Genomic DNA, 22,669 nt, shown 5'->3' on the forward strand with positions numbered 1-22,669 from the left:
ATTCGCCTTTACGCCTAGGAGTTCGACTTCAGAAGCGTAGGAAACTTCTGATAGAACCTCGATTCCCAGATTAACTACCGCCGACTATTGACACCCCTCCCCGCACCCTCTTATCTAGTCGCCAACCGGCACTACTTAGTTTAATCAACTCGCTCTCAAGTTGAACAAAATGTTCATTGCTTTATTGCCAGTTGATTCATGCCATTTGTTCTTCCAGAAACGGACTTCGCTGCAAGGCTTCAAGGAGAGAAATCGATGACTCGCACTTCGCATACCCCCGAACTGGCAGCACCGACACTGTCGCCAGCGCAAAAAACCGGCATCAACCTGACCGCCGCCGCACATCTGCTGGTCGCCGTTTCGCCCTATCCCGACATGGACTGCGGCGACCTGATCGAACTGTTCTGGAACAAGTGCTACGTCGCATCAAAGGTGCTGACCGCCGAGGACGTTGGCGAGTCGATCAGCATGCGTGTGCCGGAGAGTTTCATTGCCAACGGCACCGCGCGTATCCACTACCGGGTGATGCAAGTCGGTCACGGCGCGGCACTGTCGGCGGCAACGCGCGTGCGGGTCAAACTCGATTGTCCTGGCGGCCAGCCAGCCGCCGTGTGCGGTGACGAAAACCAGCAACTGGCGCCGGTGATAATTCCCGATGCCATTCGCCGTCAGGGGGTGAATCCGAATCAGATCAAACGCGGTGTGCCACTGACCATAGAGCCCTACCTGAACATGGCGGAAGACGACGCCATCACTTTGCGCTGGGGCGATGTCCGTATGGATCTCGCGCCGATCACGGCTGCCGATATCGGGCTGCCGATTCAGGTCTGGGTGCCGCCGGCGGTCATCGTCGAAGCCGGCGAGGATATGCGCCTGGACGTGACCTACTGCATCCTCGACCGGGTCGGCAACAACTCGCGCTGGGCACCGCCACGGACACTGAAGATCGGTTGCGTGAACCCCTACTTGAAGGTGCCATTGAGGCAAGCACTCAAGGCGGCCGAAATGCGCAAGCCTTAGCAGTGAATCCAACGGGTGAGGGAACGTTCGCCTCACCATCGTTCACGTTCACCGCAAGTGTTTTACCAACCTTGGAAATCTTGACCAACTCGACCATCAACCCTTCTATACATATTCCTAAAAGTTAGTTTATTTAATTTTTATACACGTTTAGGGTATATGAACCGGACCACCGGACATTCTTTCTTTCGCTGCACTGTGCGGCGTTTTCATGAGAAGTGAGGTAGGTAGTATGGTCCGGAACACAATCACCCCAGTGCAGATCGCCAGGGCATTGCGTGCAGCCAAGGAGCGGCACTGATGTCCAGTCTGGCAGATGCAATCGTCCAGTCCGATCTGGACATCGCCCCGCTGTTGTTGCCCGCGCAAGTCTTGCGCAACGACGCCCAAGCCCTAGAGGCCGCCCTTGAGCTGGCGCAAGTCGCCCGCGTGCAGGCCGCCAAGCGCGACCGCCAACGCAAATTGCCGTGGTCGGAAATCGAACAGTTCACCCGCAGTGGTCTGGGCAGCATTGCCATTCCGCGCGAATACGGTGGTCCGCAGGTTTCGTTCGTCACGCTGGCCGAGGTGTTCGCAATTATTTCCGCCGCCGATCCGGCGCTGGGACAGATCCCGCAGAACCAGTTCGGCATCATCAACCTGGTGCTTGGCTGCGCCACCGAAGCGCAGAAAAGGCAGCTGTTCCAAAGTGTTCTGGAAGGCTGGCGCATCGGCAATGCCGGCCCTGAACGCGGCACCAAAAACACCCTGGAACTGAAAGCGCGCATCACCGCTGACGGCGATGAGTACGTGATCAACGGCCAGAAGTTTTATTCCACCGGCGCGCTGTTTGCGCACTGGGTCGCGGTCAAAGCGCTCAACGATGACGGCAAGCAAGTGCTGGCCTTCGTCCGCCGCGGCACACCGGGTTTGCGCATTGTTGATGATTGGTCGGGTTTCGGTCAGCGCACCACCGCCAGCGGCACGATCCTGCTGAACAACGTGCGCGTCGAAGCGAGCCTTGTCGTCGACAACTGGAAGATCAACGAAACCCCGAACATTCAAGGCGCGGTGTCACAACTGATTCAAGCAGCGATCGACGCCGGCATCGCCCGTGGCGCCATCGAAGACGCCATCGAGTTTGTCAAAACCCGCGCGCGGCCATGGATTGACGCCAAGGTCGAGCGCGCCAGCGATGACCTCTATGTCATAGCTGACATCGGCAAGCTGAAAATCGAACTGCATGCCGCCGAAGCGCTGCTGCGCAAGGCCGGGCAAGTGCTCGATCAGGTACATGCCGCGCCAGTCACCGCCGAGTCCGCCGCCCGCGCCTCGATTGCCGTGGCTGAAGCCAAAGTGCTGACCACCGAGATCTCGCTGCTGGCCAGCGAAAAGCTTTTCGAACTGGCGGGCAGCCGCGCCACCCTCGCCGAATTCAACCTCGACCGTCACTGGCGCAACGCCCGCGTGCACACGCTGCACGACCCGGTGCGCTGGAAATATCACGCGGTCGGCGCCTATCGCCTGAACGGCACGTTGCCGGCTCGCCATTCCTGGATTTGACCAGAACACTTTTGACCAGATCTCTGGAGAAGCACATGACTTTTTCCCATCCCGTCGCGGTCATTACCAGCGATGAGCAAGCCCTGATCGTCGCCAGCGACCTGGCCGAAGATTTCAAACGCGACAGCGCCCTGCGCGACCGTGAACGACGCCTGCCGCTGCCCGAACTCGACGTGTTTTCCCGCTCCGGCCTGTGGGGCATCACTGTCCCCAAGGAATACGGCGGCGCCGCTGTGTCCAACGTCACGCTGGCCAAAGTCATCGCCCTGATCGCTCAGGCTGACGGCTCTCTTGGGCAGATTCCGCAGAACCATTTCTATGCCCTCGAAGTCCTCAGGGTAAACGGCAGCCACGCGCAGAAACAACGGTTGTACGCCGAGGTGCTGGCCGGTCAGCGCTTTGGCAATGCACTGGCGGAACTGGGCACCAGAACCGCCCACGACCGCGTTACCAGCCTCAAACGTGATGGCGACGGCTATCGCATCAACGGCCGCAAGTTCTACGCAACCGGGGCGATTTACGCGCAGCGCATTCCTACCTCCGTGGTCGATGAAAACGGCGTGCAGCAACTGGCCTTCGTCCCGCTTGACAGCAAAGGCCTGAGCGTGATCGACGACTGGAGCGGCTTCGGCCAGCGCACCACTGGCAGCGGTTCAGTGGTGTTCGAAGACGTGTATGTCGCAGCGCAAGACGTGCTGCCGTTTCAAAGCGCCTTCGAACGCCCGACCACCGTCGGCCCGCTTGCGCAGATCCTTCACGCCGCCATCGACACCGGTATCGCCCGCGCCGCTTATGAAGATGCGCTGCACTTTGTGCGCAGCAAAACCCGGCCATGGATCGACTCGGGTAATGACAATGCCACTGAAGATCCGCTGACACTGAAAAGCTTCGGCCACTTGAGTATTCGCCTGCACGCGACCGAGGCTTTGCTTGAACGCGCAGGCGAATTCCTAGATGTCGCGCAAGCCGAAACCAACGCGGACACCGTCGCCGCGGCATCGATTGCCGTCGCCGAAGCACGCGCCATCAGTACTGAAATTTCGCTGGCCGCCGGCAGCACGCTGTTCGAACTGGCCGGCAGCCAGGCCACGCTGATCGAACACGGCCTCGACCGCCACTGGCGCAACGCCCGGGTGCACACCCTGCACGACCCGGTGCGCTGGAAGTATCACGCGGTTGGCAATTACTACCTCAACGATGAAAACCCGCCACTGCGGGGCACCATCTGATGAGCAAGAAAAAAATCCTGCTCAACGCGTTCAACATGAACTGCATCGGCCATATCAACCATGGCTTGTGGACGCACCCGCGCGACACGTCGACCCAATTCAATAGAATCGAATACTGGACCGAATTGGCGCAGTTGCTGGAGCGAGGGCTGTTCGACGGGCTGTTCATCGCCGACATCGTCGGCGTGTACGACGTCTATCAGAACTCGGTAGATGTCACGCTGAAGGAGTCGATCCAGTTACCGGTCAACGATCCGTTGTTGCTGGTTTCGGCGATGGCTGCCGTGACGCAAAACCTCGGTTTCGGCCTGACTGCCAACCTCACCTACGAGCCGCCGTATCTGTTCGCCCGGCGCATGTCGACACTCGATCATCTGAGCCGTGGTCGCGTGGGCTGGAACATCGTCACCGGTTACCTCGACAGCGCCGCCAAAGCCATGGGCCTGAGCGAGCAAGTCGAGCATGACCGGCGCTACGACCAGGCCGACGAATACCTTGAAGTGCTCTACAAACTCTGGGAAGGCAGCTGGGAAAACGGTGCGGTGCTCAACGACCGCGAACAGCGTATCTACGCCCAACCGGAAAAAGTGCACAAGGTCGAGCACAAGGGCGAGTTCTATCAGGTCGAGGGTTATCACCTCTGCGAGCCGTCGCCACAGCGCACGCCGGTGCTGTTTCAGGCCGGCAGTTCTGATCGCGGTTTGCTGTTTGCCGGGCGTCACGCCGAGTGCGTGTTCATCAGCGGCCAGAACAAATCGTCGACCAAGGTTCAGGTCGACAAGGTCCGCGCCAGCGCTATAGAGGCCGGGCGCAATCCCGAGGACATCAAGGTGTTCATGGGCCTCAACGTGATCGTCGGTGCAACTGAAAAAGCCGCCTGGGCCAAGCACGCCGAGTACCTGAGTTACGCCAGCGCCGAGGCGGGTGTTGCGCATTTCTCGGCGTCCACTGGCATCGACTTTTCCCAGTACGAGATCGACGAACCGATCCAGTACGTGAAGAGCAACGCCATTCAATCCGCGACCAAAAACCTGCAAAACAACGACTGGACCCGGCGCAAGTTGCTAGACCAGCACGCCCTCGGTGGTCGCTATATCACCGTGGTCGGCTCGGCTGAGCAAGTGGCGGATGAGCTGGAATCGTGGATCGCCGAAACCGGTCTGGACGGTTTTAACCTGACCCGCATCGTCACGCCTGAAAGCTACGTGGATTTCATTGATTTGGTGATTCCGGAGTTGCAGCGGCGTGGGTCGTACAAGACCGCTTATGACACGGGCAGCCTGCGGGAAAAACTGTTTCACCGGGAGGCGCAGTTGCCGGAGCAACACACGGGTTCCGCGTTTCGCCGCTAAAAGCATCGCTGGCAAGCCAGCTCCCACAAGGGTCTGTGGCGTTCACAAAACCTGTGGGAGCTGGCTTGCCAGCGATAAGGCCCGAACAGACACCACAAATTTATGCACTGACTGGAAAACTCATCATGACCAAGAAAATCCTGTCCCACCCAGTCAAAGCACTGGCCCTGGCCCTCGGCCTGTTCAGCTCGGCGGTTTTCGCCGCCGACGCCCCGCTGAAAATCGGCACCACCGCAGCCTTCGCCATCCCGCTGGAAGCCGCCGTCGAAGAGGCCAGCAAACAAGGCCTGAAAGTCGAGCTGGTGGAGTTCACCGACTGGATCGCACCGAACGTCAGCCTCGCCGCCGGCGACATTGACGTGAACTACTTTCAGCACATCCCGTTCCTCGAAAATGCCAAAGCCGCCGCAGGTTTTGACCTGGTGCCGTTCGCCCCGGGGATCATCAACAACGTCGGTCTCTACTCGAAGAAATACACAAGCTTCGACGAGTTACCGGAAGGCGCCAGCGTTGCCATCGCCAACGACCCGATCAACAGCGGTCGCGGTCTGCAACTGCTGGCCAAGGCCGGTCTGATCAAACTCAAACCGGGCGTCGGCTACAAAGCCACCGAAGACGACATCGTCGCCAACCCGAAGAAAATCAAAATCCTCCAGGTTGAAGCCGTGCAACTGGTGCGCGCTTACGACGACGCTGATCTGGTCCAGGGCTACCCGGCCTATATTCGCCTGGCGAAGACCTTCGATGCCGGCTCGGCGCTGCTGTTCGATGGCCTCGATCACAAGGAGTACGTGATCCAGTTCGTGATTCAGCCAAAGAGCAAAACCGACCCGCGCCTGATCAAATTCGTCGATATCTACCAGCATTCCCCAGCCGTTCGCGCGGCACTGGATAAGGCCCACGGCAAGCTGTACCAGGCCGGTTGGGAAAGCTGAGCATGACGGCCGCGACCCAACGGCGACTGGAGATTCCAGAGCCAAAGAATGCTGAACGCACAGAACTGCACCCGGAACTGAACCGCGCCCACGTGCGCTTCATCAACCTCGGCAAAACCTACAACGGCCGGCAAGGCCCGGTCGCTGCGCTGCAAGGCATCGACCTGGCGATCCAGCGCGGCGAAGTGTTCGGGATTATCGGCCGCAGCGGCGCCGGCAAGTCGTCGCTGATTCGTACGATCAATCGACTGGAACAACCGACTTCAGGGCGGGTGCTGATCGATCAAGTGGACATTGGCGAGTTCGATGAAAACCGTTTGGTCGCTCTGCGTCGGCGAATCGGCATGATTTTCCAGCACTTCAATCTGATGTCGGCCAAGACCGTTTGGCAGAACGTCGAGTTGCCGCTGAAAGTCGCCGGTGTGCCCAAAGAGCAATGCGAGAACAAGGTCCGCGAACTGCTGGAACTGGTGGGCCTGCAAGGCAAGCACAAGGCTTATCCGGCGCAGCTCTCAGGCGGGCAGAAACAGCGTGTCGGCATCGCCCGCGCACTGGTGCATGACCCGGATATTCTGCTGTGTGACGAAGCGACTTCGGCGCTCGATCCGGAGACCACGCAATCGATCCTCGGTTTGCTGCGCGAGATCAACCAGCGTCTGGGCCTGACCATCGTATTGATAACCCACGAAATGGCAGTGATTCGCGAAATCTGCGACCGCGTGGTGGTGCTGGAACACGGACGAATCGTCGAGCAAGGTCCGGTCTGGGAAGTGTTCGGCAACCCGCAACACGAGGTCAGCCAAACACTGCTTGCGCCGCTGCAACATGCGTTGCCGCAAGAGTTGCAAAGCCGTCTGCACGCGCATTCGCCCTCCAGCGAAGCAGCTGTGGTTCTGCGTTTGCAGTTCACTGGCAGCGCCAGCGACGAGCCCGATCTGGCCGCGTTATTCGCGGCCCTCGGTGGGCGGGTGAAGTTGTTGCAGGGCGGCGTCGAACGGATTCAGGGCCACGCGCTGGGGCAGTTGCTGTTGGCGGTCAGCGGTGCTTCGCTGGACGCCGAAACATTGCGCCAACGCGCCGGACAATGGGCGCAACGGGTGGAGGTGCTGGGTTATGTGGTTTGATCGCTTGCTGCAGGGTTTCATCGACACGTTTTTGATGGTCGGCGTGTCGTCGTTGATCGCGCTGCTGGTGGGCATTCCCATGGCGGTGATTCTGGTCACCAGCGACAAGGGCGGGATCTACGCAGCACCGGTGCTGAACCGCGCCCTGGGCGCATTCGTGAACCTGTTCCGTTCGATCCCGTTTCTGATTCTGATGGTCGCGCTGATCCCGTTTACGCGGCTGATCGTCGGCACTACCTACGGCGTGTGGGCGGCGGTGGTGCCGCTGACCATTGCTGCCACGCCGTTCTTTGCACGGATCGCCGAGGTGAGCTTGCGTGAAGTTGACCACGGCTTGATCGAAGCTGCGCAGGCGATGGGTTGCCGGCGCTGGCACATCGTCTGGCATGTGCTGCTGCCCGAGGCGCTGCCAGGGATTGTCGGCGGGTTCACCATCACCCTGGTGACGATGATCAACTCCTCGGCCATGGCCGGCGCGATTGGCGCCGGCGGCCTGGGGGATATCGCTTACCGCTACGGCTATCAGCGTTTCGACAGCCAGATCATGCTGACGGTGATTGTGTTGCTGGTGGCGCTGGTGGCGGTGATTCAGTTGGGCGGTGATCGCTTGGCGCGGGGCTTGAACAAGCGCTGAAGCATGATGAAAAGATCGCAGCCTGCGGCTATGCAAGGGAATTGGTGAATACCGCCGGCTGCGAACTACTTATTTGCGTTCGTCCGAATCAATCGTCGATCAGGCTGTCGAGCCATGCATATTCGGTCTTGGCGCGGTGCAGCACCTGCATGCTTTTTGCTGCGTAAATAATGCTGTCGGCATTGTTCGACGCCATGTGCGCACGCATCAGCGGATTGGCATTGAACAGTTTTACCGCCGTCTTCAGGTCCAGATCGTCGCCAATGCCCAAGTAATCGCTGATACCGAACAGGAAGCTGTCGTGGTAATCCGAAAAGGCGTTCAGATAATCGACGGTCAAACCACCGCGCATGATCAACTCGGAAACGCCGCGCTCGGCAACGTCGTAACGGGTTGGCGGGTCCCCACCCAGCAGGCTGCGCATATCGCCGTCCAGATAGAAAAAATCTGCCGCGTTTGGGCCAATCGAATGGAAACGGTCGATTCTGTTGGTGTGCAACATTTCATGACCCAAAGACATGCTCAACTCCCCCTGCCGCATGTACTTGCGATTGAGGAAGAACCGGCCATGAAAATTGCCCTTGTACATCCAGGCTTCGCTGTTGGTATCGGTATCAACCCCGAGGAATTTTTCCTCCCCCCAACGACCTTGATACTCCCTGGAAAGCGCCAGACCTCGCGCGACTGATTCAGCAACCTGCGAGGCAACGGCGCGATGCTCGCTGCCAAAGAAACTTTCATGAACGGCCGCGGTTTCTGTGTCATTCAGACCTGCGACGTGAGCGGCATCCGCGAAAATGCCTTCAACCACGCGCAGTTCCGAACGAATCAAGGCTGCCTCCTCCGGCGCAAACTGCTTCAACCCGCGCGCAACCAGCAGGGCGTCGTTTGCGGTCTTGCGTTCAAACGCATCATTGAATCCGGTGTGAACCCGCTGCTTTTTTGCCGAATGATTTCTTACTTGGTGAATGAGCGCATCAATATCGATATCAATGACAGTGCCACGGTTACCGAGGCGCTGAGCACGCCCAGGCTTCCACGTTGCGCTTTGCGGATCGAAGAACAGTTCCGGCCCCGACGCCTTCAGTTCAGAGACCAGTGTCGCGCGATACTCACCAGTGGGTGCGCTCTGCCGAACCTGGACAATCTCGCCGGCACCGATATCGGCGTAAGTGCGCCCCTTGATGATCCTGAGACCCGAGTCGTTGGCCGCAGGCAGGGTCGCCGGCGCTCTCAAACGATAGCGCTCAAGTGTGGTGACCGCCGGGTGGATAGGCACCACCTCGGTAGGCGGCAACGATTCAACGGTGACGGCGGCGAATGGCGTGTCACTTGGCCGAACCACTTCTACGCCCGCATGCTCGACGTCTGGACGAAAGTTCTTCACCGCAGGTGGGTGGTCGGGCAGTCCACTGCCTGACGTTTTACGTGATGGCCGCGCATCCGCCGGGCTACGGCTGTATGGCGAGGTGGCGGATTGACGAACAATGCCCATGAAAAAAAATCCTTTTTTTAAGTGAATCCTCCCGAATATAAACAGGACAGACATCGCGACAGTGGTCTATCGCGTGGGCGTCAGTACATCCGATGGCAGCACTTGGAGTGCGGTACATATGTATTGCACATGAGTGGCGGTTTTGTGCTTGGTTCGCAACCTTTCACGCTATAGTCGGCCTCTATCCGTCCAGTCACGAAACGATCATGAAGCAGACCCCTACCGACCTCGAGCAGATCACCGCCACCACCCTCGGCCACTACAATTCGGTGGCCGAGGACTTTCGCGAGGGCACCCGCGATCACGATGTCAGCCAGAACATCGACGCGCTGTTGCGGCATATTCAGGGTACGGCACCGTTCACGATTCTTGATTTCGGCTGTGGGCCGGGGCGGGATCTGCAGACGTTCACGCGCATGGGCCATGTTGCTGTCGGCCTCGACGGCTCGGAAAAATTTGCGCAGATGGCGCGTGAGGACAGTGGTTGCGAAGTGCTGCAGCAAGATTTCCTGAAGCTGGATTTGCCCGCAGCGCGCTTCGACGGCGTTTTCGCCAACGCGGTGCTGTTCCATGTGCCGTTGCAGGAACTGCCGCGGGTTTTGCAGCAACTGCACGGCAGCCTGAAAGCCGGTGGCGTGCTGTTCAGTTCCAATCCACGCGGCGATAACAGCGAGGGCTGGAACGGCCCGCGTTATGGCTCTTATCACGATCTGGAGGCGTGGCGCGGGTTGCTCACGGCGGCCGGTTTCGTCGAGCTGGAACACTACTTCCGGCCAGCGGGGCTGCCGCGAGAGCAACAGCCGTGGCTGGCGAGTGTTTGGCGCAAGGTCTGACTCAGGGAGCGTTCTGCACCCGGTAGTGGCTCACCGTACCGTCGGGCAGCAACACCGTGAGGCTCTCGCCCGGCAGGGTCTTGCCGCGCACTTCACGCGCGGCTTGATCGAAGTTGGCCAGCAATCGAGTACCGTCCGCAAAGGTTGTCTGCTGCACGCGCCGATCATCGCTTAGCCATTCGAATCCGGTCATCTCCTGCTTCGCCAGACGTTCATGCAACGGGCGGAAAAAAACGTCCTGCCGCGCCATCAGCGGCAGCCGCTGCGCAAGCGTCGCCGCGCTCAGGTGATACAGCGGCGGCACGTTGTAGAGCAACTGCGTAAGCTCATTCGCCGCCCGCACGTTGCTCAGCTTCAGGCTGTCGTACAACCAGTGATGCGTGGTGATGACCGAACCGTGGAACACTGCCTGATACAGCGGCAAACGGCTGGCCGGATCAAAGTGGATGCGGCGGTACGGTTCTTTGATCGGCACAGGCTTGAAGAACACCGCCGGTTGCTCCGGCGGATACCATTTGCCGACGAAGTATTCAGAGGCAGGATTTTTGCTCATGTCGACATCGCCCCAGCCGATCACGGGCGTCTGCATGCCATGGGCAAACAGCACGCCTTGCGCTGTGGTCGCGTTGCCATCCTCGGAGCCGGTGGGCAGTTGCAAGACCTGATTGATCCAGCGTGACGCCTCGACGTTGCTTTCGGCATTTTGCGCTTGCGTCATCGTGGCACCAGGGCGGTAAATGTCGAGCACCATGCCCGTGGCGTAGGCGTCGAGAAACCAACTGTTGAAACCGGCAGCGGCGCTGATGGCGGTGACGCGTCTCTCCAGCAACGGCCGTACGCAACGCGGATCGGTGTAATGTCCCGACTGCTGGAATCCGGTTTTCAGCGTGCGGTTTTCCAGCACGATGGCGCATTCGGTGTTCGCCATGTCGCCCAGGTGCGCGGTGATCCAGTCCGGGTTTTCGTCCCGGCTCAGGGCGGTCTGGTAGGAGTCATACGGCGCGATCAGATACCCCGCCTTAACCGCTGCGCGAACCACCTCCGGATGCCAGAGTCCGCCCTCCCAACCCTCGCCAAGCCCCAGCCACAAGCGCGTCAGCCCTGCACTGTGCAAGCGTTCGAGGGTATCGAGCGACAAGGTGCTGCCCCAGCGCTTGGGATCGGCGGTCAAAGCGCCCGCGAATTCGCCGGCCAGTTGCCCGCGAAGGGCGCCATAACCACTGACCAGTGCCTGCATGTCCGGCACCGCGCGGGCTTGCCAGGTTTTGCGCGCCAGGGTGTTGAGCGCACGATTGAGACTGCGCAGCAGCACCGTTTTCTGGTAGCGATTGAGCACGGCTTCGCCGGCGAGCATCTGCAAGGCTTCGTGATCCATCGCGCCGCGCAGCGCACTGGCCAGCGGCGTCTGACTGCGCAGTTTGCCGAGCAGCGCCGGCCAGTTGCGCACATCTTTCGCTCCCAACAGATCGTTGCCCCACAGGTAGACATGGCTGGCCCCCAGCAGCTTGCTGGCCTGCGGGTTTTTCTCAAGCTTGCTGCTCAGCGTTTCATATTGGCCGTTATCGATCAGCCATTGCCGGTAGCGTTTGGCCCCCGCCAACGGTTCGGCGTCGCCCAGAAACAGGCTGAACGTCAGCGGCGTCGAGGGTTGCAATGAGGTGAATTGATGCCGCGCGGACAACGCCAGGGTCTGACCATCAGCGCTGAACAGCAGATGATTGTTGTACGGATTGCTCAGCAGCCAATTGAGGCTGAACCCCTCGTGCACAACGCCCCACAGCGGCAAGCCGAGATCCTGGGTGGTATTGAATGCGCCCTCACCGAGCAGAAATTTCTGCCAGACCTGATCCCCACGCGGCACGTAGTGCCCTTCGGCCAGCGGCCAGATCAAGCCTTTGCCCATGGCGCTGCCGGGTTGGCGCAGGAACTCGAAGTCACCTGGCTTGCGCGCGGTAATCGAGAACGAAAGGTCGCGCTGATCGAGTTCAGCACTGAGGGTCCAGGCGCCATCATCCCATTGCCAGTCGAGGCGATTGCCGCTTCTGACCAATTGACTGACCTTGTGCGCTTCAACCCCCGTCGATGCCTGCACGCTGGCGCGGTCGACCGGGGTGACCTGCACGGCGAGGGTCGCGGGGTCGATCTGCACCTGCCACAGTGCGTTGGCCAACAGCGTTGCGGCCAGCGTCGAGGGCGACAGGCACAACCCGAGCATCAGCAGCAGCTGACGCGGCCAGCAAGCAATCGTAGACATCAGGCGTCCCCCTCCAAATGGAGGAGGGACGGTAACGCAATGGACGACGCTTGTAAGTCAGACCGTTCCCAAAGGTGTAACAAGACCGATCAATGTGCCGACGGCGATGAGTCTTTCTTCGGCTCGCGAATCTTGTACCAGGCGACGTACAGCGCTGGCAGAAACAGCAGCGTCAGCAAGGTGGCGATGATGATCCCGCCGATCATGGCGTAAGCCATCGGCCCCCAGAACACTTCGCGGGCAATCGGAATCATGCCCAGGCTCGCCGCCGCAGCGGTCAGCAGGATCGGGCGGCGTCGGTGCTCGGTCGCTTTCGCCACCGCATCCCAGGGTTCCAGACCTTCTTTCTCCAGTTCGTCGATCTGCGTGACCAGAATTACCGAGTTGCGGATGATGATACCGATCAGCGCAAGGATCCCCAGGATCGCCACGAAGCCCATCGGCGTGCCCGTCGGGATCAGCGCCAGCACCACGCCAATCAAGCCGAGCGGCGCGACACTCGCGACCAGGAACAGCTTCTGCACACTGTGCAACTGGATCATCAGGAACGTCGCCATCAAAAACAGCATCAGCGGCACGACCTTGGCAATCGGCCCTTGAGCCTTGCCGCTTTCCTCGACCGTACCGCCAGTGGCGACCTCGTAGCCCACCGGCAACCCGGCGGCGAATTTGTCGATGTCGGGCTTGAGCTGCTTGACCAGATCGGTCGGCTGAATCTCATCGCGCACCGCCGCTTTGATGGTGATTGTCGGCTTGCGGTCGCGACGCCACACCAGCGGCTGCTCCAGCTCATAGCGCACGGTGGCGAATGCCAGCAGTGGAATCGATGTGCCGCTCGGCGTGACGATCTGCAGGTTTTGCAGGGTCTCCGGCGTACCGCGTTCGGCATCTTCGGCACGACCGATAACGTTGATCAGGTAGATGTCGTCATCGACCTGGGTCACCGGCGAACCGACGACGATGCTGTTCATCAGGTTGGCGACGTCTTCCGAGGACAAGCCGAGTTGCCGCGCCTTGTCCTGGGCGATGTCGATGCGCAGGACTTTGCCCGGTTCGTTCCAGTCGTAAATGATTTCGCCGATGTGCGAGTTCTTGTCGAGTTCGGTGGCCAGTTCGATCGCGTGCTTGCGCACCTGATCGATGTCCTTGCCGCTGACCCGGTACTGGATCGGCCGCCCTACCGGCGGGCCCATCTCCAGTGCCTGCACGTAACTGCCAATGCCGACAAAGTCCTTTCGCAGACGTTCGCGCAGGCGCTGGCTCAGGGCCTCACGCGACTCCAGCCCCTTACTCACGATGACCAGTTGCGCGTAGTACGGGTTCTGCAATTGCTGGTCGAGGGGCAGGTAGAAACGGATCGCGCCTTCGCCGATGTAGGTACTCCAGCGCGCGATGTCCGGGTCATCCTTGAACGTCGCTTCGAGCCTGTCCACAGCCTTGCGGGTTTCGGCCATCGAGGCGTTTTGCGGCAGGTTGAGGTCGACGAGGATTTCCGGGCGGTCCGAAGACGGGAAGAACTGGTTCTGCACAAACTGCATGGAGAATACCGACGCCACGAACAACGCGATGGTGATGCCGATCGCCCACCAGCGGTTGCGCATGGCCCAGAACATGCCGTAGTTGAACGCGCGGCCGATGCGACCCGGTTCAGCGCTGTGCGGTTTGACGTTGGCGCTGAGAATGTGCACGCCGATTACGGGTGCAAACAGCACCGCGACAATCCACGACACCAGCATCGCCACGGCGATCACCGCAAACAGGGTGAAGGTGTACTCACCCGCCGAACTGGCGTTGAGGCCGATCGGAACGAACCCGGCGACGGTCACCAGCGTACCGGTGAGCATCGGGAACGCGGTCGAGGTGTAGGCGTAGGTCGCCGCCTGCTCCTTGGTCTCGCCCATTTCCAGGCGCGTGACCATCATCTCCACCGTGATCATCGCGTCGTCCACCAGCAGGCCGAGGGCGATGATCAATGCGCCAAGGGAGATCCGCTGCATGGTGATGCCGCTGTATTCCATGAACACGAAGACCATCGCCAGCACCAGCGGAATCGAGCACGCCACCACCAGACCGGCGCGCACGCCGAGGCTGATAAAGCTCACCACCAGCACGATAATTACCGCTTCGAACAGCGCACTGGTGAAACCGCCGACGGCTTTTTCCACCACGTCCGCCTGGTCGGAAACCGTGTGCACGCCGACGCCCACCGGCAAGTCGGCGGTCAGCGCCTCCATGCGTTGGTGCAGCGCCTTGCCGAATTCCTGAATGTTGCCGCCCTTCTTCATCGCAATCGCGAGGCCGATGGCTTTTTTACCGTCAAAACGAAACTCCGGTGTCGCCGGGTCGACGTAGCCGCGAGTGATGTTGGCGATATCGGCGAGGCGATAGAAGCGGTCATTAAGGCGCAGGTTGACGTCAGCCAGGTCTTTCTCCGAGGCAAATTGCCCAGAGGTGCGCACAGAAATGCGCTCCGGCCCGGCTTCGATAACGCCCGCCGGAGTCACCGCGTTTTGCGATTGCAGGCTCTGCACCACCTGACGCTGATCGATGCCCAGCGCCGCCAGTTTGCGCGTGGAGAAGTTCAGGTAGAGCACTTCATCCTGCTCGCCAACCATCTCGACCTTGCCCAGCCCCGGCACTTCACGGATCTCGGCACGCACCTGTTCGACGTAATCGCGCAACTGGCGCATCGACAAGCCGTCGGCGGTAAACGCATACACCGAGCCGAACACATCACCGAACTCATCGTTGAACCCCGGCCCTTGCAGGCCTTGGGGGAAGTCGCCACGAATGTCGTTGATCTTCTTGCGCACCTGATACCAGATGTCCGGAATGTCCTTGGCGCTGGTGGTATCGCGCAAGTACACGAACACCGTGGATTCTCCGGGTCGCGTGTAACTTTTCACGTAGTCGAGGGAGTCGAGTTCTTCGAGTTTTTTCTCGATGCGGTCGGTGACCTGTTTGAGGGTTTCCTCTTGCGTCGCACCCGGCCAGCGGGTCTGGATGACCATGGTCTTGATGGTGAACGACGGGTCTTCCTCGCGACCCAGGTTCATGTACGAGAACACGCCCATCAGCAGCGCGACGAACATCAGGTACCAGACGAACGACTGATGTTTCAGAGCCCATTCGGATAGGTTGAAAGGCCCTTTCATCGTGGACTGTCCTCGTCGATTTTGACTTTCTGCCCCGGTTTGAGGCTGTTCACACCGGCCGTTACCACCCGCTCGCCAGCCTTGACGCCGCCGGACAGCACCACGGTGCTGTCATTTCGACTGATCAGGGTGACGTCACGTGGCGAGACGGTTTGCGCTTGCGGGTCGATGACCCAGATCCGTGTTTTGCCGTCGACTTCCTGCAACACGCTGACCGGCAATTCGAGACGAGGTTTGATTGCCGAACTGAGGGTGACGCTGATCGCTGTGCCGAGACGAAAACCGGGTGGCGTCTCGGTGAGCGTCAGGCGTGCACGCCGGGTGCGGGTGGCGCTCTGGGCCTGGGGTTCGATCTCGCGGATGGTCGCGGTGGTGTTGATACTCGGGTCGAGTTGCGCGGCGACCAGAAACACCACATCCGGTGGCAGTTGATCGACCAGGGTATCGGGCAGGTCGATCACCGCTTCCTTGATGTCCGGTTGCGCCAGCGTCACCACTTGCTGGCCGGCGGTAACCACTTGCCCGGCCTCGGCATTCCACGCGGTGACCACGGCTTTGTGATCGGTGCGCAGTTGCACGTAGTCGAGCTGATCCTTGGCCTGGCTCAACGACGCTTTGGCTTGATCCAGCGAAGCCTTGGTGGTTTTAAGGTCGGTTTGGGCGATGTCCAGTTGCGCCTGCGCACCGACGCCACGGTCGAACAATTGCTGCTGGCGACGGGCGTTGGCCTGGGCATTGATGTACTGCGCTTCAACGCGCGCCAGATCCCCTTGGGCAGCGCGCAACCGGTTCTGCTGATCGGTCGGGTCGAGTGTGGCGAGCAAGGCGCCCTTCTCGACTTCAGCGCCGACATCGACGTTACGGCTGGCGATACGCCCCGGAATACGGAAACCAACGTTGCTTTCGTAGCGTGCCTGAATGCTCCCGGCAAAACGGCCGAGGTCTTCCTGATTGAGGGTTTTCACTTCCACCGACAACACCGGACGCACCGGTTCCGGCGGCGCTTCTTTTTCCGAGCACGCGGCCAGCGCCAGCAGCGCCGTGAGCAACAACAGGCGCGTCATGGCTGGGCTCCCACTTGCAGATCCTTGTAAGTGTTTTCGGCAATCTCGACTTTCATCCCCGGATGCAGCAACTGGCCGCCGGCGATGATGACTTTGTCGCCAGCCTTCAAGCCGTCGCTGACGATGACTTTGCCGGTCAGGTAACGTCCGACCGTGACCGTGTGCAGTTGCGCGCGGCCCTCGCCATCAATGATCCACACCGCCGGTTCGCTGAGGTTTTTGGTCAGCGCCGACCACGGCAGTTCCACGGCGGATTGGCCGGGCGTCTTGGCCGTGGCGCTGACCACCGAGCCGAGCTGCATACCTTCCGGAAGGCTATCGAGGGTGACTTTGACCTGCACGGTGCCGGTCTGCGCGGATACCGCCGGAGTGATTTCACGCACCGTGCCGGTGGTTTTGATTTTCGGATTATCGAGCAGGCTGACTTCAATCGAGCGATCCGTCGGCGGTCCGGCCAACAGCGACTCGTAGACGTTGAACACCGCGTCGCGCTCACCGTCACGGGCCAGGCTGTAGATCGGCACGGTGGCTTGCACAACCTGGCCAACTTCGGCCTGGCGCGCGGTGATGATCCCCGGCGCTTCGGCGATCAGCGAGGTGTAGCTCAGTTGTTCGCGGGCATTGGCCAGTTGTGCCTGAGCGGCCGTCAGCGCGCTCTGGCTGCTGCGCAATTGTGCTTGCGCGGCGTCATATTCGGATTGGCTGGTGTAGCCCTTGGGCAAGAGTTTCTGCTGGCGGACGAAAGCCGCTGCGCTCTGTTTGACCCGCGCCTGCTCGGCCACCACTTGTGCTTGTGCGGAGTCGACGTTGGTCTGCAAATCTTTCGGATCGAGTTTGGCCAGCACCTGTTTGGCGGTGACGCGGTCGCCGACGTCAACCGAACGCTGGATAATCTTGCCGCCGACACGGAACGACAGATCGGTCTGCACCCGCGCCTGAACGTCGCCGGTCAGCGTCACCGAAGCCGCGTAATCGGCCGGTTTGACCTCTTGCACGAAGACCCGGGGCAGTTCTTTTTCGACCTGTTTCTTGTCGCCACAGGCGGCCAGCAATGTGAGCAGGCCGAGCACGACCACTGTTTTCAATCCGGGACTCGCCATGCAGACTCCTTCCTGTGTACGAACGTGCAAGTGACGATACGACTGTGAGCTTAGAACAGGGTTCCGCCATTGCTCGCATGATGCTGCATTTACCCCTGTAGACGCTGCAGCCGGCGACGATCTTTTACTTTTTAGATCAAGATCAAAAGCTCGCCGCCGGCGGCAACGCCTACAATGCGATCGTTTCTCTGCCCCGCGCAGGAACGATCAAGAGAAGGATTTCCATGCTCAAGACCCTCGCGGTGGCCAATTACCGCTCGATCAATAAATTGGTGATCCCGCTGGGTCGGCTGAACCTGATCACCGGCCCCAACGGCAGCGGCAAGTCCAACCTGTACCGGGCGCTGCGCCTGTTGGCGGAAACTGCGCAGGGCGGCGTGGTCAATGCGCTGGCCCGTGAAGGCGGGCTGGATTCGACGTTCTGGGCCGGGCCGGAAACCATCAGTCGCCGGATGCGCAACGGTGAGGTGGCGATCGAGCCGACGGTGCGCCAAGGCGTCAAACGCCTGCGCCTGGGGTTTGCCGGGGAGGATTTCAGTTATTCGATCAGCCTCGGGCTGCCCGATTCCAACGGCCACTTCATGTTGCCGGAGAATCCGCGGCCGATTCCCTCGCGGTTCAGCCTTGATCCGCAAATCAAGCGCGAATGCATCTGGGCTGGCCCTCATTACCGGCCCGCCAGCCTGCTGGTGGACCGAGACGGGCCAATGATCCGTGCCCGCTCAGAGAGAAAATGGGACGTTCTGGCACAACACACACCGAACTTCGACAGCCTGTTCGACCAGGTCGGCAGCCTGCGCAGCTCGCCGGAAGTGTTCCAGATGCGCGAGTTCATCCGCCGCTGGCGCTTCTACGATCACTTTCGCAGCGATGCCGACGCCGCGGTGCGCCAGCCGCAACTGGGTACGCGCACGCCGGTATTGCATCACGATGGTCGCGATCTGGCAGCGGCGTTGCAGACGATCATCGAAATAGGCGATGCCGACGCGATGCGGGCCGCCATCACCGATGCATTTCCCGGCGCGCGGTTGCACATCGAATCCCAGGCCGGCGGACGCTTTGCCATCGAGTTTTTTCAGGAAGGGTTGTTGCGACCATTGTCGGCGGCGGAGCTGTCGGACGGGACGTTGCGTTATCTGCTGCTGGTCGCGGCATTGCTCACGCCACGACCACCGTCGTTGATGGTGCTGAACGAACCAGAAACCAGTCTGCACCCGGACCTGCTGCCGGCGCTGGCGCGGTTGATTATCAAGGCGTCGCAAGAGTGTCAGGTGTGGGTGGTATCCCATGCGCGGCGATTGATTTCGGCGTTGCAGGAAGACCCGGAGTGCAATTGCATTGTGCTGGAGAAGACGCTGGGGCAGACCGGGATTGTCGGGCAGCGCGTGCTGGATGAGCCGGCGTGGCATTGGCCTGACTGATCCCGAAACCAAAAAGATCGTGGCCTGCGGCAGATTCTGGGCTGCCACGAAAACGGTTAAAGCCTATTGGTATCAAGCAAAAACCTGTCCTTGAATTTGCCGGGAAGGAATAAGAAAGCTATTTTCCTTTTCGCTGTAGGAAGGATCTTTTTTTCACGAAAGCCCTCCAAGGACGAACAGCTTTTGGCCAGACTCCCCCGGCCAACCCCCATAACAAGGAAGAAAACATGGACGTAAAAGTGCCGCAGCGACTGGATCCGCAGGAGATTGTGAAATTGTTGATGGCGTTGAGGCGGGCTTTGAAGGCCCGGGTGGCCTGAGAATCAAAAGCCCCTCACCCCAAGCCCTCTCACGGAGGGAGAGGGGGCGACCGAGGTGTCTGGCGTTTTACATCGACCTGAAAAATCGAGTCGATTATGGATTCAGCAGAGTTCTTTCACGTCGGTGTACTTCTAAAGCATCCCCCGATCAGTCCCCTCTCCCTCCGGGAGAGGGTTAGGGTGAGGGGCTTTTAAAGGCACACACAAAAACGCCGATGCCCATCACTGGCCATCGGCGTTTTTACACCTGAAGGGGGTGTTTTAAAACGTCAGATCAGAACGCCGGCAGTACCGCGCCGTTGTACTTCTTCTCGATGAACGCTTTGACTTCCGGGCTGGTCAGGGCAGCGGCCAGTTTCTTGATGGCGTCGCTGTTCTTGTTGTCCTCACGGGCAACGAGGAAGTTCACGTAAGGCGAGTCAGCACCTTCGATCACCAACGCATCTTTATTCGGATTCAAACCTGCTTCCAGCGCGTAGTTGGTGTTGATCATGTCCAGATCAACTTCCTTCAGAACGCGTGGCAGCAGGGCCGATTCCAGTTCCTTGAACTTGAAGTTGTGCGGGTTCTTGGCGATGTCTTTCGGCGTTGCCAGGGCGTTCTTCGGATCTTTCAGTTCGATCAGGCCAGCCTTCTGCAGCAGGATCAGAGCGCGGCCGCTGTTGCTGCCTTCGTTCGGGATGGCGATGGTTGCGCCGTCCGGCAGTTCAGCCAGGGTTTTGTATTTGCTCGAGTAGCCACCGAACGGTTCAACGTGCACGCCTTGCACAGTCACCAGGTACTTGGACTTGTCGTCCTTGTATTTGCCGGCGTTGAAGCTGTCCAGGTAAGGCTTGGTCTGGAAGTAGTTGGCGTCCAGACGCTTCTCGCCAACCTGTACGTTCGGCTGAACGTAGTCGGTGAAAACTTTGACTTCCAGATCCACGCCTTCTTTGGCGAGGGTCGGTTTGATCAGCTCAAGAATTTCAGCGTGCGGCACCGGGGTCGCCGCGACTACCAGTTTCTCGCCGGCCTGGGCCAGGGAAGCAGTCAGAGCAGCCGCCAATGCGGTAAACAACAGAACCTTTTTCATGCAGTGTCCTTATCGAAAATCACGATCGCCGATGGCGACGGCTATTAATTAAATACGAGTGCCAGTGAAGTGCTATCTCTGGCGTGAAGCGGACAATACCGGGATTTTTTATTCCCGGACAATAACGTTTATTCAGCTTCATATTCCATTTTGTTCATGTTGGACGAAACGGTTACAACCGGTCGCTCAAACTAATCAGCAATTCTTTCAACGCCTTACGCTCATCGACACTGCCACCGATGTTGATTTGCGTCACCAGCCGCTCGATCTGAACCTGCGGGCCAGACGCGTCGGGCAGGTTCAGGTGCTCCGGCAGAATCTCGTCGCCGGTGCTCACCAACAAGGCAAAGTGAATGACGTTTTCCAGCTCGCGGGTGTTGCCCGGCCAACTGTGTCGCTCCAGCGCGTGTTGCGCCGCTTCGCTGATGAGCGGCACCGGCAGATCCAGGCGCTGGCTGTAAATGCCGAGGAAATATTCGGCCAGCGAAAGAATGTCACCGATTCGCGCACGCAGGGCCGGCAGTTCCAATTGGCCTTCGCTGAGGTAGTGATAGAGCCGCTCGTGAAATTTCCCGGCGTCCACCGCTTGCGCCAGATCGATGCTGGTCGCCGCGACGAGCCGTACATCCACCGGGCTCGGCTGATGCGCACCAACGCGGGTGACTTCGTGGTTTTCCAGGGCGGCGAGCAATTTGATCTGGATCGGCAGCGGCAGGTCGCCGATTTCATCGAGGTATAACGTCCCGCCATTGGCCGAGCCGAACCAGCCCGCGCGGCTGCTGGCCGAGCCGGTGTAGCTGCCGGCGGCGTAGCCAAACAGTTCGGCGTCGGCGTAGGTCGGGCTGATCGCACCGCAATTGACCGAAACGAACAGGCCACTGCGATCACTGGCGCGATGGATGTGGCGGGCGAGCAGTTCTTTACCGGTGCCGGTCTCGCCACGGATCAACACTGATATTGATCGTGGCGCCAACTGCTCAAGTTCTTCACGCAGTTGACGCGAGCGCGGATCGACAAACACCAGCGCTTTGGCGCGAATGCTCAGGGGGCTTTTTTCCGCATCGGGAAAGGTCAGCAACGGCTGACCGAAAGTATCGAAACTCATGGCAGACTCCCGCCCAGAACCGCCGGCAGACGGGGGCGTTTAAAGAAATAAAAAATCAGGCGCGACGGCGTGCGTGGTCTTCCATACGGTTTTGCAGGCGATAGAGATAAGCAAAACCCTGCTCCCAGCGCTGATGCCCGGACTTCACATTGATGTGTCCGGCGCCGGCCAGAATTCCGGCCTCGGCACCCCAGTTGCGCGCCAGTTCCAAAGCACGCGGCGCACTGACGGCGGCGTCGTTGTCGGAGCTGACCACCTGGCTCGGGAATGGCAGCAGATCGGTCGGAATCGGTGCGAAATTGCGCAGTGCCGGCGCGCACGTCGGGCGCTCGACATCTGCCGGCGCGACCAGCAAGGCACCACGTACCTGACGCAGGTATTGCAGCGGTGCGGTGGCTGCCCAATGGGCAACGGTGACGCAGCCAAGGCTGTGTGCGATGAGGATGACCGGCGTGCTGTCGGCGGCAATCGCCTCGGCCAACGCGGCGACCCAGTCTTCACGGCGAGGTGTCAGCCAGTCGGCCTGTTCCACCCGCGCGCTGTTCGGCAGGCTGTTCTGCCAGTGGGTTTGCCAATGATCTTCTGGCGATCCTTGCCAGCCCGGCACAATCAGGTAGCGAATTGATTCGTTGCGCATGGGGAGCTCTCCTGCGTGTCTGTTCCTGAACGAGTATAGGGATTGGATATATATTCGTTAAGGAATAAGAAGCTATTTATTAAGACCTTAATTGCATAAACGTTTCCCGGAACGCTTTAGGTCAACGGCCCTCACCCCCCAGGAGAGGCCTAGGGTGAGGGTGAGGGGCTTCAGCCCTAAATCCAGACATAAAAAAGGGCCGCACCCTGCCAAGGAGACGGCCCCGGAAAATCTTAAATGCTGTTAACCCGACCAGCCGCCAGCTAACCGCGCCAGATCGACTCCTGGCAGATAGCGGTAGCCTCATGATGTATTCCCCCATGTAAACATTTCGCGCGAATTTGGTTTCGGTTTGATGAATTTTGAAATCGACGGGC

General features: G+C 59.9%; 17 protein-coding genes. 9 read left to right on the forward strand and 8 right to left on the reverse strand.

The genetic code is table 11. From position 1 onward, the window contains the following. Window positions 1–255: 255 nt before the first annotated feature. From JJD74_RS17960 to JJD74_RS17990, 7 genes are all read left to right on the forward strand, one after another. A complete protein-coding gene (locus JJD74_RS17960; protein WP_200616335.1) occupies window positions 256–1,020 on the forward strand; it encodes a hypothetical protein in 765 nt (254 codons plus the stop codon). Window positions 1,021–1,320: 300 nt separating this feature from the next. Further along, window positions 1,321–2,562, forward strand: a complete 1,242-nt coding sequence (locus tag JJD74_RS17965) for an SfnB family sulfur acquisition oxidoreductase (protein WP_047299288.1) — start codon at window positions 1,321–1,323, stop codon at window positions 2,560–2,562. Between the two features lie 35 nt (window positions 2,563–2,597). After that, complete coding sequence (locus tag JJD74_RS17970; RefSeq protein WP_200616339.1) at window positions 2,598–3,791, forward strand: SfnB family sulfur acquisition oxidoreductase; 1,194 nt, start codon at window positions 2,598–2,600, stop codon at window positions 3,789–3,791. Next, window positions 3,791–5,143 carry an LLM class flavin-dependent oxidoreductase gene (locus tag JJD74_RS17975; RefSeq protein ID WP_200616342.1) on the forward strand — a complete coding sequence of 451 codons (1,353 nt, stop codon included), beginning with the start codon at window positions 3,791–3,793 and terminating at the stop codon, window positions 5,141–5,143. The genes JJD74_RS17970 and JJD74_RS17975 overlap by 1 nt, the downstream gene beginning before the upstream one ends. A gap of 125 nt (window positions 5,144–5,268) precedes the next feature. After that, entirely contained in the window at window positions 5,269–6,078 is an 810-nt protein-coding gene (locus JJD74_RS17980; RefSeq protein ID WP_200616345.1) for a MetQ/NlpA family ABC transporter substrate-binding protein, read from the forward strand. Window positions 6,079–6,080: 2 nt separating this feature from the next. Next, window positions 6,081–7,202, forward strand: a complete 1,122-nt coding sequence (locus tag JJD74_RS17985) for a methionine ABC transporter ATP-binding protein (RefSeq protein WP_200616353.1) — start codon at window positions 6,081–6,083, stop codon at window positions 7,200–7,202. Next, window positions 7,192–7,836 carry a methionine ABC transporter permease gene (locus JJD74_RS17990; protein ID WP_042557114.1) on the forward strand — a complete coding sequence of 215 codons (645 nt, stop codon included), beginning with the start codon at window positions 7,192–7,194 and terminating at the stop codon, window positions 7,834–7,836. The genes JJD74_RS17985 and JJD74_RS17990 overlap by 11 nt, the downstream gene beginning before the upstream one ends. An 88-nt stretch (window positions 7,837–7,924) precedes the next feature. Here JJD74_RS17990 and JJD74_RS17995 read toward each other — a convergent pair whose 3' ends face one another. Then, on the reverse strand, window positions 7,925–9,331 hold the full coding sequence (locus tag JJD74_RS17995; RefSeq protein WP_234451787.1) for a hypothetical protein: 1,407 nt from the start codon (window positions 9,329–9,331) through the stop codon (window positions 7,925–7,927). A 206-nt stretch (window positions 9,332–9,537) separates the two neighbouring features. Here JJD74_RS17995 and JJD74_RS18000 point away from each other — a divergent pair, with 206 nt between their 5' ends. Continuing rightward, entirely contained in the window at window positions 9,538–10,164 is a 627-nt protein-coding gene (locus tag JJD74_RS18000; RefSeq protein WP_047299283.1) for a class I SAM-dependent methyltransferase, read from the forward strand. A gap of 1 nt (window position 10,165) precedes the next feature. On the opposite strand, the gene JJD74_RS18005 is transcribed toward JJD74_RS18000, so the two are convergent. From JJD74_RS18005 to JJD74_RS18020, 4 genes are all read right to left on the reverse strand, one after another. Then, on the reverse strand, window positions 10,166–12,418 hold the full coding sequence (locus tag JJD74_RS18005; protein WP_200616356.1) for a glycoside hydrolase: 2,253 nt from the start codon (window positions 12,416–12,418) through the stop codon (window positions 10,166–10,168). An 89-nt stretch (window positions 12,419–12,507) separates the two neighbouring features. Next, the gene (locus tag JJD74_RS18010; RefSeq protein ID WP_042557110.1) at window positions 12,508–15,573 is read right to left on the reverse strand and encodes an efflux RND transporter permease subunit; all 3,066 of its coding nucleotides are present in this window, start codon (window positions 15,571–15,573) and stop codon (window positions 12,508–12,510) included. After that, window positions 15,570–16,637 carry an efflux RND transporter periplasmic adaptor subunit gene (locus JJD74_RS18015; RefSeq protein ID WP_200616358.1) on the reverse strand — a complete coding sequence of 356 codons (1,068 nt, stop codon included), beginning with the start codon at window positions 16,635–16,637 and terminating at the stop codon, window positions 15,570–15,572. Before JJD74_RS18015 ends, JJD74_RS18010 begins: the two co-directional genes overlap by 4 nt. Next, window positions 16,634–17,737, reverse strand: coding sequence for an efflux RND transporter periplasmic adaptor subunit (locus tag JJD74_RS18020; protein WP_042557108.1), 1,104 nt, complete (start codon window positions 17,735–17,737; stop codon window positions 16,634–16,636). Before JJD74_RS18020 ends, JJD74_RS18015 begins: the two co-directional genes overlap by 4 nt. A 224-nt stretch (window positions 17,738–17,961) precedes the next feature. Between JJD74_RS18020 and JJD74_RS18025 the strand changes: the two genes are divergently transcribed. Next, a complete protein-coding gene (locus JJD74_RS18025; RefSeq protein WP_042557107.1) occupies window positions 17,962–19,158 on the forward strand; it encodes an AAA family ATPase in 1,197 nt (398 codons plus the stop codon). A 594-nt stretch (window positions 19,159–19,752) separates the two neighbouring features. Here JJD74_RS18025 and JJD74_RS18030 read toward each other — a convergent pair. The 3 genes from JJD74_RS18030 to JJD74_RS18040 form a co-directional block, all read right to left on the reverse strand. Next, a complete protein-coding gene (locus tag JJD74_RS18030; protein WP_047299279.1) occupies window positions 19,753–20,550 on the reverse strand; it encodes a MetQ/NlpA family ABC transporter substrate-binding protein in 798 nt (265 codons plus the stop codon). 172 nt (window positions 20,551–20,722) lie between these two features. Next, window positions 20,723–21,655 carry a sigma 54-interacting transcriptional regulator gene (locus JJD74_RS18035; RefSeq protein WP_200616362.1) on the reverse strand — a complete coding sequence of 311 codons (933 nt, stop codon included), beginning with the start codon at window positions 21,653–21,655 and terminating at the stop codon, window positions 20,723–20,725. A 55-nt stretch (window positions 21,656–21,710) separates the two neighbouring features. Beyond that, on the reverse strand, window positions 21,711–22,292 hold the full coding sequence (locus JJD74_RS18040) for an alpha/beta hydrolase (protein ID WP_200616365.1): 582 nt from the start codon (window positions 22,290–22,292) through the stop codon (window positions 21,711–21,713). Window positions 22,293–22,669 lie beyond the last annotated feature (377 nt).

Origin of the sequence: Pseudomonas sp. MF6776, from assembly GCF_016613125.1 — a bacterium.
Lineage (GTDB): Bacteria > Pseudomonadota > Gammaproteobacteria > Pseudomonadales > Pseudomonadaceae > Aquipseudomonas > Aquipseudomonas iridis.

What these genes read in the sequence shown, in the direction of transcription:
- JJD74_RS17960 (WP_200616335.1), top strand. Translation starts at nt 256, where the DNA reads ATGACTCGCACTTCGCATACCCCCGAACTGGCAGCACCGACACTGTCG.
- JJD74_RS17965 (WP_047299288.1), top strand. Translation starts at nt 1,321, where the DNA reads ATGTCCAGTCTGGCAGATGCAATCGTCCAGTCCGATCTGGACATCGCC.
- JJD74_RS17970 (WP_200616339.1), top strand. Translation starts at nt 2,598, where the DNA reads ATGACTTTTTCCCATCCCGTCGCGGTCATTACCAGCGATGAGCAAGCC.
- JJD74_RS17975 (WP_200616342.1), top strand. Translation starts at nt 3,791, where the DNA reads ATGAGCAAGAAAAAAATCCTGCTCAACGCGTTCAACATGAACTGCATC.
- JJD74_RS17980 (WP_200616345.1), top strand. Translation starts at nt 5,269, where the DNA reads ATGACCAAGAAAATCCTGTCCCACCCAGTCAAAGCACTGGCCCTGGCC.
- JJD74_RS17985 (WP_200616353.1), top strand. Translation starts at nt 6,081, where the DNA reads ATGACGGCCGCGACCCAACGGCGACTGGAGATTCCAGAGCCAAAGAAT.
- JJD74_RS17990 (WP_042557114.1), top strand. Translation starts at nt 7,192, where the DNA reads ATGTGGTTTGATCGCTTGCTGCAGGGTTTCATCGACACGTTTTTGATG.
- JJD74_RS17995 (WP_234451787.1), bottom strand. Translation starts at nt 9,331, where the DNA reads ATGGGCATTGTTCGTCAATCCGCCACCTCGCCATACAGCCGTAGCCCG.
- JJD74_RS18000 (WP_047299283.1), top strand. Translation starts at nt 9,538, where the DNA reads ATGAAGCAGACCCCTACCGACCTCGAGCAGATCACCGCCACCACCCTC.
- JJD74_RS18005 (WP_200616356.1), bottom strand. Translation starts at nt 12,418, where the DNA reads ATGTCTACGATTGCTTGCTGGCCGCGTCAGCTGCTGCTGATGCTCGGG.
- JJD74_RS18010 (WP_042557110.1), bottom strand. Translation starts at nt 15,573, where the DNA reads ATGAAAGGGCCTTTCAACCTATCCGAATGGGCTCTGAAACATCAGTCG.
- JJD74_RS18015 (WP_200616358.1), bottom strand. Translation starts at nt 16,637, where the DNA reads ATGACGCGCCTGTTGTTGCTCACGGCGCTGCTGGCGCTGGCCGCGTGC.
- JJD74_RS18020 (WP_042557108.1), bottom strand. Translation starts at nt 17,737, where the DNA reads ATGGCGAGTCCCGGATTGAAAACAGTGGTCGTGCTCGGCCTGCTCACA.
- JJD74_RS18025 (WP_042557107.1), top strand. Translation starts at nt 17,962, where the DNA reads ATGCTCAAGACCCTCGCGGTGGCCAATTACCGCTCGATCAATAAATTG.
- JJD74_RS18030 (WP_047299279.1), bottom strand. Translation starts at nt 20,550, where the DNA reads ATGAAAAAGGTTCTGTTGTTTACCGCATTGGCGGCTGCTCTGACTGCT.
- JJD74_RS18035 (WP_200616362.1), bottom strand. Translation starts at nt 21,655, where the DNA reads ATGAGTTTCGATACTTTCGGTCAGCCGTTGCTGACCTTTCCCGATGCG.
- JJD74_RS18040 (WP_200616365.1), bottom strand. Translation starts at nt 22,292, where the DNA reads ATGCGCAACGAATCAATTCGCTACCTGATTGTGCCGGGCTGGCAAGGA.